Raw genomic sequence first — 18,310 nt, forward strand, 5'->3', positions numbered from 1 at the left:
CTCGCGGAAAACCTCCTTCCTCCCACGCTCCCTTTCCTTTCTGGCAGACAGAAAACCTTCCCAACAAAGCACTTCAGGCACTGGTTCTTTGTCACGGGACGAGGCAGTATATGCCGACATGCCAGTACCATCAGATGACCCATCCAAGCCCAGAATTCCTGACGATTCTCCCATAAAGCCGGCGAGATTCGTGCATGGCAGCATCATGCGTCATGTCATCACCATGGCTGGAACCGGGGCCATTGGCCTCATGGCAGTTTTTGCTGTCGATCTTCTGAACTACTTCTACATCTCCCACCTGCATGATTCTGCCCTGACGGCCGCCATCGCTTTTGCGACGTCTCTAAGCTTTCTGCAGATTTCAGTCTCCATTGGCATGACCATTGGACTTGGCGCCTGCATTGGTCGTCTGATCGGCGCGCGCCAGCATGCGGAGGCCCGAAGTCTCGCATCTGCTTTCATTGCTGTCATGGTTGGCATCGCGGCCGTTCTGGGCACGCTCACGGCGGTATTTGCCACGCCACTTCTCAGGCTGCTTGGAGCTCAGGGAGCAGCTTTGGAAAACGCGGCGACCTTCCTGCACATAGTATCGCCAGCTCTTCCATTAGTGTGCCTGGGAATGGCTCTGTCAGCTCTGTTGCGCGCAGTCGGTGATGCCAAACGGTCCATGCGCATTACCCTGACAGGTGCGCTTGTTTCAGCTCTGCTGGACCCCTTGATGATCTTTGTGCTGCATCTCGGTCTGGAAGGTGCAGCCATCAGCACCATTCTGGCGCGATGTGCCATCACAGCGAGCGGCTTCCTGAACCTTCGGGGGCACGCCATGCTGGAATGGCCGAAGAAAGAAGCCTTTGAGCCTGCCATGCGGAAAATTGGCGGCATTGCCGTCCCGGCGATTGCAACCAATCTCGCCACACCAACAGGCGCACTGTTCGTAACTCATGCCATGGCACAGTTTGGACTGGATGCTGTTTCAGGACAGGCAACTATCGACCGCATTGTGCCTGTTGCGTTTTCATTAGTTTTTGCTTTGACAGGTTCTGTCGGACCCATCATGGCGCAGAACCTTGGTGCCCAACAATTTGATCGGGTGCGTGAAGCCCTGATGGCCGCACTGAAGCTGACAGCGCTCTGTGTTGGAACCACCTGGTTTGTTCTTGCCGCCGGGCACAATGTCATTCTCCAGCTTTTCAACGTTCAGGGCATTGGAGCGGAAATCGTACGCCTGTTCTGTTGCTGGCTGGTTCTGAGTTATATGTTCGTCGGGTTGCTATTTGTCGCCAATACGGCATTCAACAACCTTGGGCACCCTTTCTACTCAACCGGCTTCAACTGGGGACGCGCCACACTGGGAACCATCCCGTTTGTGTGGTTCGGCTCAGCTTATGGCCCGATTGGTATTCTCGTTGGGCAGTCTCTGGGTGTCGTTATTTTTGGCACGTTTGCAGTTCTGACAGCTTTCCGCGTCATTGGACGGCTCGGACCGCACACAGCCCCCTGACAGATGCAGGCATGATCTCATGCCTGCATCGTTGAAACTCAGGGAGCGGGGTTTGAATGAACCTGATGAATGGCGTTGATCTTGGCTTCCAGTTCAGGCGTGATCTGTAGACGGGTTGAATCCAGAATTGTCTGAAGCTGATCCGTGCTGGTGGCCCCAATGATATTGGATGTCACGAACGGACGCGACGTCACAAAAGCCACAGCCAACTGAACCGGATCCAGTCCTTCCTCACGGGCCAATGCGTGATAGGCCTCAATGGCAACATCCACACCGGGCTTCTCGTAACGCTGACCACGATTAAAGAGCGTGGTGCGTGCGCCAGCAGGGCGTGCTCCGTTCAGGTATTTCCCCGTCAGATATCCCTGAGCCAGCGGAGAGTAGGCCAGAAGCCCGACATCTTCCCGCAGGCACATCTCTGCCAGACCAATTTCGAACGTCCGGTTAATGAGATTGTAGGCGTTCTGAATGGATGCCAGCCGCGGAAGACCATTCTGCGAAGCTGCAAGGAATTGTGAGACACCCCAAGCTGTTTCGTTTGAAACACCGACATGACGGATTTTACCTTGTGCGACTAGATCACCCAATGCGCCAAGAGTTTCAGCAATCGGAACTTCATTGGCTGCCGGCACGTCCCGAAACGTCGTGCCGCCTTCACCAAACAACCCGATTTTACGGTCGGGCCAGTGAAGCTGATAAATATCAAGATAGTCCGTCTGCAGACGTCGCAAAGAGCCTTCAACAGCATAGTGAATTTGCTTTGGCGTCAAACGGGCTTCCTCACCGCCGGGCCGAAACCACGGTGAAGAACTGCGTCCAACAACTTTGCTCGCAATGACCAGTTTGTCACGACCTCCTCGAGCTTTCAGCCAACTTCCAACAATGGTCTCAGTCGCGCCATAGGTCTCAGCACGCGGGGGAATGGAATAAAGTTCAGCAGTATCAATAAAATTGATCCCCTGATCGAGCGCCATATCGAGCTGTGCATACCCTTCGGTTTCCGTATTCTGCTGACCGAAAGTCATTGTGCCCAGGCAGATTTCACTGACCTGAAGACCGGTGCGTCCAAGTTTACGATGTTTCATAAAAGGTCCGATGAGATGATTTTTTGGATGTCAGGTTGCGCATCCAACAGTTAAATGCGCAACCGGTTAAGCTGAGTCTCTCCTGTGCCGGGGTCAAATGCAAGGGCAGGGCATGCATGTTTGCGCTGCCCGCGACAAAGCAATTTCATTCTATCCAATTGAATATTTCTTATTCGGAACATTCAAACATAATATTCCGGAATAAAATCGAATTTTTATAAAGTCTTCTATTTTGATTTCTTTATTCATAAGGCCGGATCAGCGGATGTGGCAAAAACAGTTCGGTAAAATCTCAGCTCTCTCTCAAGAGCATCTTCGACAACTTCACGGGCTCTAAAACCGTGACCTTCGTCCGGGTAAACATGGAGATCAGACTGTGCCAGTTTTGTTCTCATGGCTTCAGCCTGTGCGAGAGGCACCACCTTGTCAGCACCGCCATGCAGGAACAGGACAGGAACGGAAATTTTCTCTGCATGTGTAAGAGGAGAACGTTCCAGATACACAGCTTCCTTTTCGGGATAAGGCCCAATCAGACCATCCAGATAGCGTGCTTCGAATTTATGCGTCTCTGCTGCCAAAGCCCTTAGATCCGTAACGCCATAAAGAGAGGCGCCTGCCGCAAAAAGATCAGACTGTGCCAGCGCTGACAGAACCGTCAGCCCTCCTGCACTGCTTCCGCGAATAACGCAGCGTGCTGGATCAACCAGCCCTTGTTCAATCAGAGACTGAACACCGGCCAGGCAATCCTCAACATCTGCAACACCCCATTGTTCGTTTAGGGCCTCCCGATATTTGCGACCAAACCCTGTTGAACCGCGGTAATTGACATCCAGAACAGCGAAACCGCGGGAGGTCCACCATTGCACTTTGAAAGCAAAGCCTGAATTGGCACGCCCTGTTGGGCCACCATGAGCCATAACAACCAAAGGCGGTTTTTCGCCTTCTTTTAGATGCGACGTGCTGCTCGCAGGTTCATAGAAGAGCGCATATGCCTTCGATCCACCAGCTGTTGGAAAGGAGAACAAAGAAGGCTTGGCAATGTCGTCAGACGTAATCGTATCAGGCAGCACAACACTTGAGCGAAAACGCTCGAAATTCCCATCCATGTGACCAATAGCCAAAGCAGGTGGAGCGTCTTCGGGGGCATCAATCCAGGCAAACTGTCCATTCGACAGACGCTCTGGAACGTTGACAGGCGCTCCCATCTGAACAGTTTTCCAATGTCCATCTGCAAAGAGCAGAACGCCAGTGAGGCCTTCCCGAATTCCTAATGCGAGAAGCTGACCGTCAGGCAGTGGCGTGAGTGTTCTCTGTCCGAAGACCCAATGCGGCAGACCAATCTCAGCTCCAGCCTCTGGGAAAAACTGCTCTTTCCATTCCGTTTGATCATGCACGAATTTAACAGGCGTCCAGCAGCCCTGAGCATCTGATGTCGCATAGAGGCTACCATCTGCCCCCCAACGCGGTTCAATAATGCTGCAGGGTGTCTGACCACTCAGATCTGTGGCTCGTCCAAGCTTGAGGCCGGTTCGGTCAATAGGTGCCACATACAGTCGGGTGACTGTCCATGGCATCTCTGGATTCTGCCAGGAGAACCAGGCCAGAGAGGCACCATCCAACGAGGGGCGAGGGGCTGCATAGAAATCAGCCCCGTCTACCAGAACCGTTTCCTGGCCCGACCGTGATACATGAACAAGCGCCGCTAATGGCAGACCTTCGTCATGCGTTTCACGGACGCAGAAAACACCGTCTCCGGCTGTATCCCATGCCATATCCGCATAACGCATTTCCGGTGCGCGGTCGCCAGATAACGCCTGAAACGTGCCTTCTCTGTTGCTGAACCACAGGCCGCCGACCTTTCGGTCACTGAAAACGACTTCCGGATATCCGTTTTTCAGGCGGACATCCCACGCTCCTCCACCATATTCGTGAACACGGGTTCCGACGGTTCTCTCTGGCGGTATCAAATCTACGAGTGTTCCATCGTGACGTCGTCCGACGATCACCGTGCGGCCTTGCTCTTCTGGTCGGGTCTCCTGCCAGAATACCCAGTCTTCGACCGTTCTGAGTTCAGAGAAAGAAAGAGTGCGGCCAGCCACGAGTTCAGGGCCAACCCAGGAGGGCCAGTTTCCGGCTACGTGAGGAGGGCAAAGCTCAGTCATTTTTCATCCCGTGTCTGATGTCCTAATATCGTAGCTGGCGGTTTTGCCTTCCGCCATATTCGCACAGGATCACGACACTGTTTCATCTCACGCAATTTCTCGATCACCTGCTCCAGGAATATGGCTACGGCGTTATCGGCGTGACAGTCATGCTGGAAAGCATGGGCCTGCCACTGCCAGCGGAAAGCATCATCATTGCTGCGTCCCTCTATGCAGGAAGTACGCACCATCTCGAGATTCGATGGATTGCCCTTGCCGCTGTGACAGGCGCCATCATGGGCGATAATTTCGGGTATCTGCTCGGCCACCATTTTGGTTACAGCATCCTGAAGAAACACGGCAAGAAGGTCGGCTTGACTGACGAGCGCCTGATGCTCGGCCGCTATCTTTTTCGCAAACACGGCGGGATTGTTGTCTTCCTTGGACGCTTTGTCGCTGTTCTGCGTGTGTTCGTTGCTCTTCTGGCTGGAGCAAACCGAATGCCCTGGCATTCGTTTCTTTTTTTCAACGCGCTGGGCGGTCTCTTCTGGGCTGGGGGCTATGCCTTCATCACTTACGAACTCGGTAAGCAGATCGAAAAGATCACTGGGCCGGTTGGAATTGCTTTGGCCGTCGTAGGAGCCTGTTGTCTGGGAGGAGCGTTTCTCTTTCTCAAAAAGAACGAGAAACGACTGACTGAAGAAGCCATGAAACAGGCTGAAGAAGATGAAAAGCGCTCAGCCGCCGGAGCCCACGAAAAAGGACAACACTGATGACCCGTCTTTCCCAGACCAGCTGGTCTCTTGATAATCTGAATCGTCTGGATGGTCAGACTGCGCTCATTACTGGCTCTACAGGCGGCTTGGGTTTCGAAATTGCATGTGGGCTGGCTGAGCGTGGCGCTTCCATTATTTTGAGTGGGCGTAACCTGGAGAAGGGCAGGGCGGCCCTTAACCGTCTATATGAACGTGTTCCAAGTGTGCAGGGTCGCTTTGAAGTGCTGGATCTTGCCTCACTGGCATCTATTGCAGCTTTCGCCACCGCTTTGCGAGAGCAGGGACGCCCCATTCAGCTTCTTGCCAATAATGCTGGCATCATGGGCCCTGCATCCCGGCTAACCACAAAAGACGGGTTTGAACTTCAGTTTGGTACCAACCACCTTGGTCACTTTGCTCTGACCGGACGGTTGCTCCCTCTATTAGCCGCAGGCAATGCGACAATCATGACTGTCGCGTCTCTTGCTGCCCTGAAGGGTGAAATTCCGTTTGGTGATCTGAATGCGCGGCACCGCTACAATCCGATGGCACGTTACCGGCAGAGTAAACTTTCAAATCTGCTCTTTGCTCTGGAACTAGACCGTCGGGCCAAGAAAGCTCCCTGGCCCATTCATTCACGGGCTGCTCATCCAGGCTGGGCGGCAAGCGATATTGTCTCCAATAACGGCTCGCTTGATCGGAATGGTACCCCGGTTGGTCGCTGGGGTCGTAAAATTGCCCGAAGCTTCGCCGGCCCTGTGTTTCATATGATGGGACAGACAGTGGAAGAGGGGGCTTGGCCGCTTCTCTATGCTCTGGCGTCTCCTGAAGCGCAGGACGGAGGTTATTATGGGCCTCTGGGCAAGGGAGAAAGAACCGGTCTCCCTGGTGACGCCGGGCTGCCAGAGGCTGCGTCAGACCATACGCTCGCAAAACGCCTCTGGGCAATTTCTGAAGAAATGACTGGCGTCAAATACGGCCTTCTCTAAGGCCGTATTTTTACAGGCGACGTCCTCAGGGCCGAACCATGATCATGATGACAATGATCACCATGAGAATGGTCGGTACCTCGTTTGCGATCCGGTAATATTTCTCGGAATGCGGATTACGGTCTTCTGCGAACAGACGACGCCATTTGCTGCATGCCCCATGAAAACCCATGAGGCCGAGAACGCAGATCACTTTTGTCCACCACCAGCCGCTGTTCCAGTCCACCAGACCCGGCACAGACGACATCATCCCCCCCACGAGCACGGTAACAATCATCGCAGGCGTCATGATCTGACGGAGAAGCTTGCGCTCCATGATCTTGAAACGTTCGCTCTCCGCAGTACCAGGCGTTGTCTGAGTATGGTACACGTAGAGGCGTGGCAGATAGAAGGTCCCCGCCATCCAGGCCGTGAAGGCCATGATATGGAGGGAGAGGAACCAACTCAGGTGATCAACAACAAAGTCCATCAGTTCTCTTTCTGGCTTTGAAGCGTCTTGCGAAGCAGCGGTACCAGTTCAGAAAGGTGACCGATCCTGACAAAGCCTGGCGTTGGCCAAAATGCTGGAAGAGGAAGGTCTTCCGAACGAAGGAGCACACAGCTCATACCAGCACGCCGGGCGGCTTCAGCACCCGTGTCACTATCCTCAATCACAACACAGTTTTCTGGCAGAACACCTTCTGCTTTTGCAGCGTACAGATAAACCTCAGGAGAGGGCTTCGGTTCATCCATGTCATTTGCTGAATGGACCCGGTTTTCCGGGAAAAACATGGTCATCTGTGTCCGTTCAAACTTAGCATCCATCTCAACGACAGACGAGTTCGAACCAACACGAAACGGCAGTTGCAAACCACGTATTCCATACAGCATTTCTGGCGCACCCTCTACAGGTTCTGCCATTTTCTGCATCAGACGTACAAGATTTTCCCTCATTTTGAGTGCCGTATTTTCAGGCAGAGCACGTCCTGTTTCGTGCTCCAGTTCCTTCACGACCTGAGAGAGTGCCTTACCTGAAAACCGGTCATGAGCCTCATCGTCTGAAATCTTAAGACCCAGGGATCGAGCGAACTCTGCTGTGGCCCGGCAGGACGCACGCTCACTGTCCACGAGTACACCGTCACAGTCGAAGATGACCAGTTTCAGCTGGCCTGCTGCATCCAGAGCCGTGGTCATATCGCGCGCACCGCCTCAACGAGGGCACCGACATTTTCAGGCGGCGTGTGCTGCATAACGCCGTGTCCCAAGTTGAAAACATGCGAACGCCCACGAAGCGCGTCCCGGATCCCCTGAGCTTCACGCACCATGGCCTCACCGCCAGAAAACAGGACCATCGGGTCCATGTTCCCTTGCAGCGTCACGTTTGGTACCAGCTCCGCAATCTGCGCCGGATCAGCCACTGTATCGAGCGCCAGCGTATTGATCCCGGTCTTTTCTGCGTATTCGCGTATCATGATCCCTCCGAGGCGCGGGAAACCGATAATCGGCGTATTCGGATACTTCTCCTGAATATGACGCACGATCTGCCGGGTAGGTTCAATCACATAGCGACGAAATGCGTTGGGAGGGAGAATTCCAGCCCAGGAATCAAAGAGCATGACAGCTTCAGCGCCCGCTTCAATCTGACCGCAAAGCATCTCCGCCGTGCTGATCGTCAGGGTTTCAATCAGACGATCAAACAGCGCTGGATCAGTTTGCATCATTTTGCGGGTATTGGCGAAATCCCGCGATCCGCCGCCTTCAACCATGTAACAGGCGACCGTAAATGGGCTACCAGCAAAGCCGAGCAATGTCGTGACATCTGGGAGTGATTTACTCAGTCGCGAGAGTGTTTCCCGAACAGGTGCCGTGGCGTCCTGTACACGCTTGGGATCAAGTTTTTCCAGATCTGCCTGAGAACGGATGGCGCCAAGAACCGGGCCCCGACCATCAATGAATTCAAGGGACTGACCCATTGCCCAGGGAAGGATGAGAATGTCCGAGAACAGGATTGCTCCGTCCATTCCATACCTGCGGATCGGCTGAAGGGTGAGTTCTTCAGCCATGTCTGGAGTCATGCAGCGTGTCAGGAAGTCAGCTTTGTCACGCATGGCACGAAATTCGGGAAGGTAACGCCCTGCCTGCCGCATGAGCCAGACCGGCGGGGGCCAGACAGCTTCACCCTTGAGAGCTCTCAGGAGCGGTTTCGAGGATGGGGAGAGGGGTGCGTTTTCCGAATTCATGCCGCTCACTAACCATGAAAGAAATAAGAAAGAAATCCTGGAGGATAGGATGATCCCTGTGGATACCGGGGTACCCGGCTCTCTAAAAATGTACCCCGTCTTACTCACACTGTGTACAACTGCAAAACCCGCAGTGGACAAGGGGGTGCAGAATTCTATCCCGATTTGCTCACAGACCCCCTGTGTACAACCCCCAAAATTTGGGGGCGTACCCAACAATCCACGGTACTCGGTACCTTCCCGCAAACTTCAAGTACTGTCCCCATGTACCCCAGTACTGACACAATCTTTTCACCGGGTCATACGCAGTACTGGTACTCGTGCTCGCCGTCGATAGTTTGGAGTCGCATCTTATGACCTTGCTCAATAATTCCATAATCCTCGCAAGTGGCTCGAGTGCCCGGCGAGTACTTCTGGAAGAGAGTGGTCTGATCATTCAGGTTCGACCGGTAGATCTGGATGAAGAGGCCTTGCGCCAGCAGTGTGAAAGTGAAGGAAAATCTCTGGGAGATACGGCTTTGGCTCTTGCTGATGCCAAGGCTCGGCTTGCGGCCGATGTATCGCCGGACACCAGTCTGATTATCGCGGCTGACCAGATCCTCGATCTCGACGGAACAGCTTTTGCGAAGCCGCAGGATCTCAATGAGGCGAAAACACATCTTAAATGCCTTCGAAACCGCACGCATACTCTTCAGACGGCTGTCGTTTTGTATCGGGGCACACAGAAAATCTGGGAGACACTCGCTATTCCTCAAATGACGATGCGCCCCTTTTCTGATGAATTTCTGGAGCTCTATCTAAGAGAAGAGGGAGACAGGATACTGTCCTGCGTAGGGGCTTATCGGCTGGAGGGCTTGGGTATTCAGCTCTTTTCCAAAATTTCGGGCGATCAGGATGCTATCCTTGGGCTTCCACGACTTTCGCTTCTTGAGAAGCTGCGTCAGGAGAACGTGATTCTAGCCTGAAAAAGTGTTTTTATGGCTTGTCACGATGAAAACATCCTTATATACCGCGCTCATCCGGCTCCACCCCAAAGGGGCTGTAGATGAAACACGTGGGGCCATAGCTCAGTTGGGAGAGCGCCTGAATGGCATTCAGGAGGTCGTCGGTTCGATCCCGATTGGCTCCACCAGTTTCTTACAAAAAATCTGAAATTTCTGCTCTGCGATTTTTGTGTCTTTACACACGAAGCGCGTATCGCCGGATCAGACCTTGCCCTTTCAATATGAAGGATCAGGTCTGTGTCCAAATTCAGGGCAGTGGGCGAACGAGGTCTGCGACCAGACCGTTCGTCGCTATGAGAGCATCCTGAGGTCCAAGTTCCAGAAGAAGGCCTCGGTCTCCACCATTGATGACGACAGGGGGGCCATCCATTGCACTCTGATCAAACGCTGTTGGTACAATACTGCGCTGGCCGAATGGGCTTACACCGCCAATCTTGTACCCTGTCCGCTGTTCTGCCTCCGGGCGAGAGAGCATTTTGGCTTTTCTCCCCCCAAAGGCCGCTGCAACACGTTTGAAATCCAACTCGCGATCCGCAGGCAGGACAACACAGGCAGGGCGCCCGTCAATCTGCACCATCAGGGTCTTGAGAACATGATCCGGGGAAAGACCCAGAGCTTTGGCGGCGGCGATACCTAGTTTCCCAGCGGATGGATCATAGTCATAAATGCGACGCTGATAGGGTATGGACAGAGCATCCAAGGTCAGGGTTGCGGAAGTATCCTGTGTATTCATTCCTGTTGCTCTTATTCTTTCGGCTTGTTGTGTCAGGATGGCAGGTAGGGTCAGGAGATGCTAGGCTATGAGCTTCTTTAATAAAGATGACAGGGTTTCATGGCCGCTGGTTTCCTAGCCTGTATGCTTGCTTCGGCTTTGCATTATCGTATTCCTCCCCGTGTTCTTCCTGCCATTCAGCGGGTTGAGGGTGGAGTGATGGGCAAGGTTAGCCAGAATAAGGATGGATCAGTGGATATTGGTCTCATGCAGATCAATTCGCGTTGGATCCTTCCTATTTCATCCATGCTGCACCAGAGCCCTGCCCAGATTGCAACGCGACTGGCCCTTGAGCCTTGTTTCAATGTTGCTGCCGCTGCGATGATCCTGCGCACCGCTCTGGATAATGAACACGGGAATCTCATGCGCGCCATTGGAGATTACCATTCACGGACCGTGCCATTGAATATGGCGTATCAGCGTAAGGTTCTTGCCGCAGCAACCGAACTTTACGTAAGGCCGCCGTCCCGAGGATAGCCAAAGGAAGAATGTTATCTTATAACGTTTTTCCTTTCCATCCGTCCGGGGAAACTCATGCGCTGTGTCCGAACCCTGTTTCTGGCTGGTTCGCTTCTGACTGCGCCTTTTGCGTATGCTGCTCCGTTGCCTGTGGTCTGCGTTGAGGCAGCCTGGTGTAATATTGCAGCGCAGATTGGTGGACCGGCTGTTCAGACACAGTCTTTAATTTCAACTCCGGGCATCGATCCTCATGAATTGACGCCAACGCCATCCATGGCGCGGAACATGGCTCATGCCAGCGTCATCGTTCTGAATGGCGCGACCTACGATGACTGGGCAGTCCATTTTTCTCCTTCATCAGCAACGCGGATTATTGCGGCCGAAGAAGCGGGATGGCGCGCAGGGGATAATCCGCATCTGTTCCTCGATCTGAACGCCGTGCGTAAAGTGGCCTCAGCCGTGGCGGACACGTTTATAGCGCGGGGCCTGGATCAGACGGATATTCGTAGCCGCCTAACGAGCTTTCTGAATCAGGTTGATGCTCTGTCTGGCCAGACAGCGGCCATCAGGCAGAAACACGACGGGACTATCATCGGTGTCATGGAACCGGTGGGAGCTGATCTGATCCAGACGATGGGACTCAGGATCATTGACCCCGGGTTCGCCCTGTCGGTCATGCATCATAGCGAACCGTCTCCGCGGGATGTGGCCCAACTGGAAACTGCAATAGACAGCAGACAGATCAGATTTCTGATCGTCAATCCTGCCGTCAGGTCTCCACAGATTGACCGTATGGTAGAACGGGCCAAGGGCAGCGGTCTGCCGCTGGTTATGATAGGAGAGACGCTCCCTGTCAGCCAGCAATGGCAAGACTGGGTCTCGTCGATCCTTCAGTCCGTTCAGCAGGCACTTGATGGCCAGTCCCGATAACCTTGTTCTTGAGAATGTTACCCTCTGTGCAGGCCAGACACGTGTTTTAAATCAGGTTTCCCTGACCGTGCCTCTTGAAGGCATTACGCTTTTGTCAGGACGAAATGGTGCAGGAAAATCGACTGTTCTCCGGGCTTGTCTGGATCTTGTAAGGCCTGAGAAAGGACAGATCCTGATTGACGGTCTCCCACCCGGAATGGCCTGTGAACGCATTGGATATATGCCGCAGGGTTTGAGCGATGCGGCTCTCATGATCCCGGCGATCAGTCATGTGATGGCTGCCATGGACGGTGCGCGCTGGGGTGTGCCTGTTCGTTTTGGTCAAAGAAAAAAGGAGGCCGAGAGGCTTCTTGCCCTGACTGGAGCACTCTCTTTTTCAAAACGGCCTCTGGGACATCTGTCAGGGGGAGAGCGACAGCGTGTCTGTCTGGCACAGGCACTTGCCGGTCAACCGAGTCTGCTCCTTCTGGACGAACCCCTTGCCGCCCTGGATCACGACGCGCAGCAGCAGATTGTTGCCCTGCTGGTATCACTCACCCAGACCCTTGGCGTTTCAATCCTTATGACATCTCATGAAACTGCTGCGCTGGAAGGAAAAGTAACGCGCGTTCTGGCTCTGGAAAATGGCGAGTTGCATGTTCGAATTTGAATTCATGCGGCATGCATTTCTGGGATGCACGCTCGTCTCTGTTCTCGCAGGAACTGTGGGATGGTTTCTGAGCCTGCGGCGACAGGCTTTTGCCGCCCATGCACTGTCCCACATTGGCTTCAGTGGCGCCGCAGGGGCAGTCTGGCTTGGCGTTTCACCTCTTTTCGGAATGATTGCTTTCAGCCTTCTGGCAGGCCTTGCCATAGGAAGCGAAGGTGAGGGACGCGGCAAAATTCCCCCTCAGAGAGACAGTACGATCGGCCTTGTGCTTGCCGCCAGCCTTGGCTTGGGAACCTGGTTCCTGCATGAGGCCAACGGAGCCTCCAGCATGGCGACGACACTGCTATTTGGGGATGTGCTCGGAATTGACACTCCGACGCTGTTCATTCTGGCTGGAGTGACGGCTCTTTGTCTGTTGGGGCTTGTTTTTCTTGGGCGGCCGCTTTTGTTTTCGAGCCTGACGCCAGAAGTTGCGCGTGCACGGGGCGTTCCTGTGCGCCTGACGTCCCTTGGATTTATGGCTGTAGCAGCTTTGGCCTGTTCAGCATGTGCTGAAGTCTCCGGCGCATTGCTCGCCTTCAGTCTCATGATTGGCCCGGCGGCTACGGCATTGAGGCTAGGGCTATGCCCGGCGATAGGACTACTGGTTTCCGTATTGCTCGCTCTTGTCCTGTCCTGGGGCGGTCTGATGCTGTCCTGGATAACGGATATCCCCATTCCATTCTGGATTGGGTTGGGAGCAGGGATTTTTTATGGATTGGCGAACCTCTGGACGAGGCTGAGGACTAATTAAGGGATCCGGCGAACCAGTGCACGAACACGATGAAAGCAACGATACAGATGTGCATGATGATCAGGATTCTACCAGAAATATAGGGCACATCACGGGTGGTATCGGGTGTGGGCGTCAGCATAGAAGGTCTCCGGAGCAGTCCTGATATTCATATAGAATTCTGGTTTTCGTGGCCACAATAAGTGGAAGCTCACTTAATTTTCAAAAAAATAGAAAAATGCGGAAAAACTGAATAGATTGCGATATGTTAATGTCATTATGCCAAATGATACAAAAACATCTCGACCTGCTCGTGAAAAGATAGACCTCTCACAGGTTGAGGTCTCACCGAACGCGAAATTGATCCTGATGCTTGCAGCCATGGTTGCTGCAATCTGCGGTGGCCTCTACGGCTATGACACAGGCATCATCTCCGGCACATTGCCTTTGATTGGCGATGATTTTCATCTGAACTCTACAATGAAAGAAAGCGTTGCTTCGGCTATTCTTCTTGGAGCAGTATTCGGCGCCTTTGTGGCCGGATCTCTCTCAGAGAAATTTGGACGGCGCACCACAACGTGTCTCGTGAGTGGTGTCTTTGTCCTTGGCGCGACAGCGTGCGCTTTCTCGCCGGATGTATGGAGCCTCATTGCTGCACGATTTGTGCTTGGACTTGCCGTCGGCGGTTCCACACAGGTTGTGCCGATGTATATTTCGGAGCTGGCCCCCCAGGAACGGCGGGGAAGCCTTGTGACGATGTTCAACGTGGCGATCGGCCTCGGTATTCTGATCGCCAATATCATCGGTCTTACACAGCGCACGAACTGGGGCTGGCGCCCTATGGTGGGGATTGCCGCGATACCGGCTTTCCTCGTCTTTGTATCCATGTTTTTCATGCCAAAGAGCCCGCGCTGGTCTGCTGAGAATGAAGGCATGAAGAATGCCATCCTTCACCTTAGCCGTATCCGCACTACAAAAAGGGCAGTTCGCAAAGAAGTTGAGGCCATTCGTGAGAACGCAGAGGGCATCAAGCAGGAGAACCGGGGGTGGCATGGTCTTTTCCAGCCCTGGGTTCGACCGGCTCTCGTCGCAGCACTGGGTGTAGCATTCTTTACGCAGTGCGGTGGCCTGGAGATGATGATCTACTACGCCCCGACATTTTTGAATGATGCTGGTTTCGGAGCTTCGTCAGCGCTCTGGGCATCGCTGGGTGTTGCGATCGTTTATTGCATCATGACCATTCTGGGCTGTCTCTTTGTGGACAGGATTGGCCGGCGTCGTTTGATGTTGATCATGGGGCCAGGGGCAGCACTCTCACTGGTTGGCCTAGGTATCATGTTCATGCTGCACCCTGCTGCAGGTAGTGCAGGGTCATATCTGATCGTCGCGTTCCTGCTGCTGTTCATGATGTTCAACTCGGGTGGCATTCAGGTCTGTGGCTGGCTGCTGGGTGCTGAAATGTTCCCGCTGTCCATGCGTGGACAGGCGACCTCCCTGCATGCCGCTACCCTGTGGGGGGCTGATCTGCTCGTCACCAGCACGGCTCTTACGATGGCAGAGGGAATTGGTCTGACATGGACGATGTGGTTCTATGCCCTCGTCAATCTGGCTTCGGTTATTTTTGTCTTTTTCTTCGTCCCAGAAACATCCGGTGCTTCTCTCGAAGATATTGAAGACGCCCTAGTGGAAAACCGTTTCCGGCCCACTCGCGACAACAAGCGTATTGTGCCGGAAGAGGATGAAGAGGACGCTCGCTCCGCTGCATGATAGCTTTCCCTTTTTGAAGGGAAACATGCATGTTGGATGTTATTGCAAAACGGGTTGTTGCCGCGCGAAGTGGCAGCAACCCGTTTGTCATTGGGCGTATGAAATCAGGCTGGCTTGTTATTGGTGAGACGCAGCCTCTTGCAGGATATTGCCAACTCCTCGCCGATCCTGTTGTGCCTTCCCTGAATGACCTGAAAGGTGAGGAGCGGATTCAATATCTTTTGGATGTTGCCGCCGTCGGGGATGCTCTTCTGGCTCTTACCGCCGCAAACCGCATCAATTACGAAACATGGTGCAATCTGGCACCGTCTCTTCATACGCATATTGTTCCGCGGTATGCCTCAGAACCTGAAGACCTGCGTATCAAAGCCGCCAGCATTGCTTATGATTATGCGTCTGCACGCCCATTCAGTCTTGAGCATGACGGGGCTTTCATGGACGCCATGCGGCGCGAGCTACATATTCAGCCTTGAGAAGGCTGTCGGACCGCGAGAAGAAACCAGAGACGGAAGATAGCGGTCTCACATCGTGTCTGGCGCTGAAGTTCTCTTCGCCTCCAGAGGATTTTAATTCTGGCTCTTAACGTCCGGGCTCCGGCCAGTTCTGACAGAAGGGTTTGTGCGTCTTCTGTCAGGATATCCGGTTCCTGGAGCAGGTGCTGAACATTGGACTCAAAGATCGTCATGAAGACGCCGGGTCCACGTCTGAGAGCACTTAAGCCGCGGCTGAGAAGCGAGCGTTTGGCTCCGACGGTGTTGCGCGCGTGCTGGCGGTAATAGCTGACACACCGCTCATCAAAAAAGACTTTGCCGCCAGAGGCCATCGTAACGAGATAAGCCCACCAGTCATGCAGGATGAAGGGTGGAGGCAGTCGCTCATATAAAAGCTCATATGTCGCTGCGTTGATAACAACTGTGTGCCCGGTTGCGATGTTTTGCGTTAGAGCGGATGCAAAGTCAGGGGTTCTGCTGAGGGACGCTGACTTACTGAACACGTTGAGCGAAGAATCTGTCAGATACTGACGGGCACAATATAAAGTGGGCATGTCGAGCGGCTGTTTCTGGAGCCATTCCAGCGCCCATTGCAGCTTTTGGGGCTGCCAGACGTCATCCTGGTCCGCGAACGCTACGAATGGCGTTGGAGGAATGGAATCCAGAAGATGCAGATAAGACCCCGTCACGCCCATATTGCCCATGACGGATGTAATTTCGACGCAACGCCCGTGTCCGCGATGCTCTTCAAATGAGAGCATGATCACACGGGATGCATCAGTTGATCCGTCATCACGCCAGTAAAGGACCCAGTCCGTATGGGTCTGCGCGAGAATGCTGTCGAGCTGTGCGTTGAGATAGGTTTCGCCGTTATGCAAGGACAGTAGAATGGCGACACGGTCTGTCCTGTCGGCGGTCTGGCTTGCTCCTCCCCGTATCATCTGTGGGTTCCAGCGGCGAATGCCGGAGTGGGGAGAAGACATAATATCCTTGGTTAAGACGGGTCAAAGAAGCAAGGCAAAAGGGTCATCCTGCGTAATTGCTGGATGACCCTTTTTTTCAGATCGCAGCGAAAAGTCGGTGGACTGTCCGTGCGACGCTGTCACGCCATTCAGGCAACCGAACGCCAAACACACGATGAAGTTTTGAACAATCCAGTCTTGAATCCTGCGGACGCTTGGCCGGGGTCGGCCAGTCTTCAGTCCGGATTGCACTGACTGTTGGCATGGATTGACCATGCTTTTCTGCTTCTTCCAATGCAGCGACAGCCAAACCGTGCCACGTCGTCTCGCCTGTGCCGCTGGCATGATAGATGCCAGCAAATTCCGGCTTCCAGCCATCTTTCTCGATGAGGGCCAGAATAGCGAGAATAGCGTCAGCCAGATCGTCAGAACTGGTGGGGTTGCCGCTTTGGTCGCCAACAACCTTGAGCGCCGGATTTTTGGCGCCAGCATTGATCATGGTCTTGACGAAATTTTTGCCGTGCGCGGAGTAAACCCAAGAGGTCCGAAGGATGATGCTCTTTGGGTTTGCCGCCAGAACAGCCTGTTCGCCGTCAGCTTTTGTGCTGCCATAGACTGTTTCAGGGCTGGTAGGATCCTCTTCCGTGTAAGGAGATCCTTTGTCACCGGAGAAAACATAGTCTGTTGAAACGTGGATGAACGGAATGTCGGCCTTTGCGCAGGCTTCTGCGAGCGCCTTTGGGCCGGAGCAGTTGGCGCGTTCAGCACCAGCTGTTTCCGTTTCTGCCAGATCAACGGCCGTCCAGGCAGCTGCATTTACGACAGCTTCAGGGCGGTATTTTTCGATAGCTGCGGAAATGGTTTCCGGCTTGTCAAAGTCGAATTCAGGGCGCCCAACACGGATGATCTGATCACCCCCGATGTTCGCAAGAGACGTCGCGAGCTGGCCATTGCCGCCCGTGACGAGGATAGGACCTGTGCTGGACATAATGCGACTCACTTTTCGTAAGAGAACCAGCCCTTGGCTGCGGAGAAGTGCGGAGCGACCTTATCCTTGTCAGAAAGGATAGCCTCTTCTTCAGCGATGGGCCAATCGATGTTCAGGTCCGGGCAGTTCCAGATGACGGCGCGCTCGGAAACCTTGCTGTAAAGCGATGTGCATTTGTACTGAACTTCCGTGTTCTCTTCGAGAGTCACGAAACCATGCAGAAAGCCCGGCGGAACCCAGAGCTGAGACCAGTTTTCAGCAGACAGCTCTGCAGCTACCCACTGACCATAGGTCGGGGAGCCTGTACGGGCATCTACAGCAACGTCCCAGATGGCACCGCGCGTCACACGAACCAGCTTTCCCTGCTCGTAGGGGGCAAGCTGGCAGTGAAGTCCGCGCACAACGCCTTTTTCGCAGGACAGGCTCTGATTGTCCTGAACAAAAGGAAGGTTGATGCCCGCTTCTGTCATACGATCGAAATTGTAAGTTTCTGAAAAGAAACCCCGGTTGTCACTAAAACGCGGCGGGGTGACAAGAATGACGTCGGGAATGGCGAGACGTTCAACCTTCATAACAAATTCCTTTTTTATAAATGACGTTTGAGAACCGGAGGCCAAATAGAGATTGTCTCCGAAAAAACGCTGTCTGAAAAACTCAGACAGCGTTTGGGGTTTTTATTTCAGGAAGCGTGGTCCGCGAGTTCAAGCAGAAGGCGCCCAAGCTCCGTTTTGCCCATCTTCTTCGCATGGGCGCGAAGCTGGTCAGCGTTGATGAACTTGTTGCGGAATGCGACTTCAGCAGGTGAGCCAACCAGCATACCCTGACG

Annotated in this window: 19 protein-coding genes, 1 tRNA gene and 1 pseudogene; 11 read left to right on the forward strand and 10 right to left on the reverse strand. The window is 53.7% G+C overall.

Features of this window, described 5'->3' with window-relative positions:
- The first annotated feature begins 205 nt into the window (after positions 1 to 205).
- Positions 206 to 1,501 carry an MATE family efflux transporter gene (locus HK24_RS03295; protein ID WP_202206887.1) on the forward strand — a complete coding sequence of 432 codons (1,296 nt, stop codon included), beginning with the start codon at positions 206 to 208 and terminating at the stop codon, positions 1,499 to 1,501.
- Between the two features lie 38 nt (positions 1,502 to 1,539).
- On the opposite strand, the gene HK24_RS03300 is transcribed toward HK24_RS03295, so the two are convergent.
- Positions 1,540 to 2,586, reverse strand: coding sequence for an aldo/keto reductase (locus tag HK24_RS03300; RefSeq protein WP_086633298.1), 1,047 nt, complete (start codon positions 2,584 to 2,586; stop codon positions 1,540 to 1,542).
- A gap of 245 nt (positions 2,587 to 2,831) precedes the next feature.
- A complete protein-coding gene (locus tag HK24_RS03305) occupies positions 2,832 to 4,748 on the reverse strand; it encodes a S9 family peptidase (RefSeq protein ID WP_086633299.1) in 1,917 nt (638 codons plus the stop codon).
- Between the two features lie 149 nt (positions 4,749 to 4,897).
- Here HK24_RS03305 and HK24_RS03310 point away from each other — a divergent pair, with 149 nt between their 5' ends.
- Together HK24_RS03310 and HK24_RS03315 are read left to right on the forward strand one after the other, a co-directional pair.
- Positions 4,898 to 5,500, forward strand: coding sequence for a DedA family protein (locus tag HK24_RS03310; RefSeq protein WP_198150526.1), 603 nt, complete (start codon positions 4,898 to 4,900; stop codon positions 5,498 to 5,500).
- The gene (locus tag HK24_RS03315; RefSeq protein ID WP_086633300.1) at positions 5,500 to 6,471 is read left to right on the forward strand and encodes an SDR family oxidoreductase; all 972 of its coding nucleotides are present in this window, start codon (positions 5,500 to 5,502) and stop codon (positions 6,469 to 6,471) included. The genes HK24_RS03310 and HK24_RS03315 overlap by 1 nt, the downstream gene beginning before the upstream one ends.
- Positions 6,472 to 6,496: 25 nt before the next feature.
- On the opposite strand, the gene hemJ is transcribed toward HK24_RS03315, so the two are convergent.
- From hemJ to hemE, 3 genes are read right to left on the reverse strand one after another with little or no spacing between them, the layout of a single operon-like run.
- Entirely contained in the window at positions 6,497 to 6,940 is a 444-nt protein-coding gene (gene hemJ / locus HK24_RS03320; RefSeq protein WP_369826506.1) for a protoporphyrinogen oxidase HemJ, read from the reverse strand.
- On the reverse strand, positions 6,940 to 7,644 hold the full coding sequence (locus HK24_RS03325; RefSeq protein WP_086633301.1) for an HAD family phosphatase: 705 nt from the start codon (positions 7,642 to 7,644) through the stop codon (positions 6,940 to 6,942). Before HK24_RS03325 ends, hemJ begins: the two co-directional genes overlap by 1 nt.
- Complete coding sequence (gene hemE / locus HK24_RS03330; RefSeq protein ID WP_198942046.1) at positions 7,641 to 8,690, reverse strand: uroporphyrinogen decarboxylase; 1,050 nt, start codon at positions 8,688 to 8,690, stop codon at positions 7,641 to 7,643. Before hemE ends, HK24_RS03325 begins: the two co-directional genes overlap by 4 nt.
- Positions 8,691 to 9,043: 353 nt before the next feature.
- On the opposite strand from hemE, the gene HK24_RS03335 reads away from it, so the two are divergent.
- Positions 9,044 to 9,655: a Maf family protein gene (locus tag HK24_RS03335; RefSeq protein WP_086633303.1), complete on the forward strand. Its 612-nt coding sequence runs from the start codon at positions 9,044 to 9,046 to the stop codon at positions 9,653 to 9,655.
- A gap of 91 nt (positions 9,656 to 9,746) precedes the next feature.
- Positions 9,747 to 9,822 (forward strand) — tRNA-Ala (locus HK24_RS03340).
- A 119-nt stretch (positions 9,823 to 9,941) separates the two neighbouring features.
- Here HK24_RS03340 and HK24_RS03345 read toward each other — a convergent pair.
- Complete coding sequence (locus HK24_RS03345; protein WP_086633304.1) at positions 9,942 to 10,427, reverse strand: aminoacyl-tRNA deacylase; 486 nt, start codon at positions 10,425 to 10,427, stop codon at positions 9,942 to 9,944.
- 99 nt (positions 10,428 to 10,526) lie between these two features.
- Here HK24_RS03345 and HK24_RS03350 point away from each other — a divergent pair, with 99 nt between their 5' ends.
- The 6 genes from HK24_RS03350 to HK24_RS03375 all read left to right on the forward strand — a co-directional run bounded on the left by HK24_RS03350 (position 10,527) and on the right by HK24_RS03375 (position 15,516).
- Complete coding sequence (locus HK24_RS03350; RefSeq protein ID WP_086633305.1) at positions 10,527 to 10,943, forward strand: lytic transglycosylase domain-containing protein; 417 nt, start codon at positions 10,527 to 10,529, stop codon at positions 10,941 to 10,943.
- A 57-nt stretch (positions 10,944 to 11,000) separates the two neighbouring features.
- A complete protein-coding gene (locus tag HK24_RS03355) occupies positions 11,001 to 11,855 on the forward strand; it encodes a metal ABC transporter solute-binding protein, Zn/Mn family (protein WP_086633306.1) in 855 nt (284 codons plus the stop codon).
- The gene (locus tag HK24_RS03360) at positions 11,839 to 12,504 is read left to right on the forward strand and encodes a metal ABC transporter ATP-binding protein (protein WP_086633307.1); all 666 of its coding nucleotides are present in this window, start codon (positions 11,839 to 11,841) and stop codon (positions 12,502 to 12,504) included. The genes HK24_RS03355 and HK24_RS03360 overlap by 17 nt, the downstream gene beginning before the upstream one ends.
- Positions 12,491 to 13,297, forward strand: a complete 807-nt coding sequence (locus tag HK24_RS03365) for a metal ABC transporter permease (protein ID WP_086633308.1) — start codon at positions 12,491 to 12,493, stop codon at positions 13,295 to 13,297. Before HK24_RS03360 ends, HK24_RS03365 begins: the two co-directional genes overlap by 14 nt.
- A gap of 258 nt (positions 13,298 to 13,555) precedes the next feature.
- Positions 13,556 to 15,043, forward strand: a complete 1,488-nt coding sequence (locus tag HK24_RS03370) for a sugar porter family MFS transporter (RefSeq protein ID WP_086633309.1) — start codon at positions 13,556 to 13,558, stop codon at positions 15,041 to 15,043.
- A 29-nt stretch (positions 15,044 to 15,072) separates the two neighbouring features.
- Complete coding sequence (locus tag HK24_RS03375) at positions 15,073 to 15,516, forward strand: HIT family protein (protein ID WP_198942047.1); 444 nt, start codon at positions 15,073 to 15,075, stop codon at positions 15,514 to 15,516.
- Here the strand turns inward: HK24_RS03375 and HK24_RS03380 are convergent.
- The 4 genes and pseudogenes from HK24_RS03380 to HK24_RS03395 all read right to left on the reverse strand — a co-directional run.
- A complete protein-coding gene (locus HK24_RS03380; RefSeq protein ID WP_233126084.1) occupies positions 15,507 to 16,517 on the reverse strand; it encodes a glycosyltransferase in 1,011 nt (336 codons plus the stop codon). The genes HK24_RS03375 and HK24_RS03380 overlap by 10 nt on opposite strands.
- Before the next feature lie 76 nt (positions 16,518 to 16,593).
- The gene (gene rfbD / locus HK24_RS03385; RefSeq protein WP_233126085.1) at positions 16,594 to 17,484 is read right to left on the reverse strand and encodes a dTDP-4-dehydrorhamnose reductase; all 891 of its coding nucleotides are present in this window, start codon (positions 17,482 to 17,484) and stop codon (positions 16,594 to 16,596) included.
- 8 nt (positions 17,485 to 17,492) lie between these two features.
- Positions 17,493 to 18,056 (reverse strand): dTDP-4-dehydrorhamnose 3,5-epimerase, encoded by a 564-nt coding sequence (rfbC, locus tag HK24_RS03390; protein WP_046900410.1) that lies wholly within the window; start codon positions 18,054 to 18,056, stop codon positions 17,493 to 17,495.
- 107 nt (positions 18,057 to 18,163) lie between these two features.
- Positions 18,164 to 18,310, reverse strand: a pseudogene (locus HK24_RS03395) (glucose-1-phosphate thymidylyltransferase); the annotation flags it as partial.

This window comes from Gluconobacter sp. DsW_058, from assembly GCF_002153615.1.
In the GTDB taxonomy this organism is placed as follows: Bacteria; Pseudomonadota; Alphaproteobacteria; order Acetobacterales; family Acetobacteraceae; genus Gluconobacter; species Gluconobacter cerinus.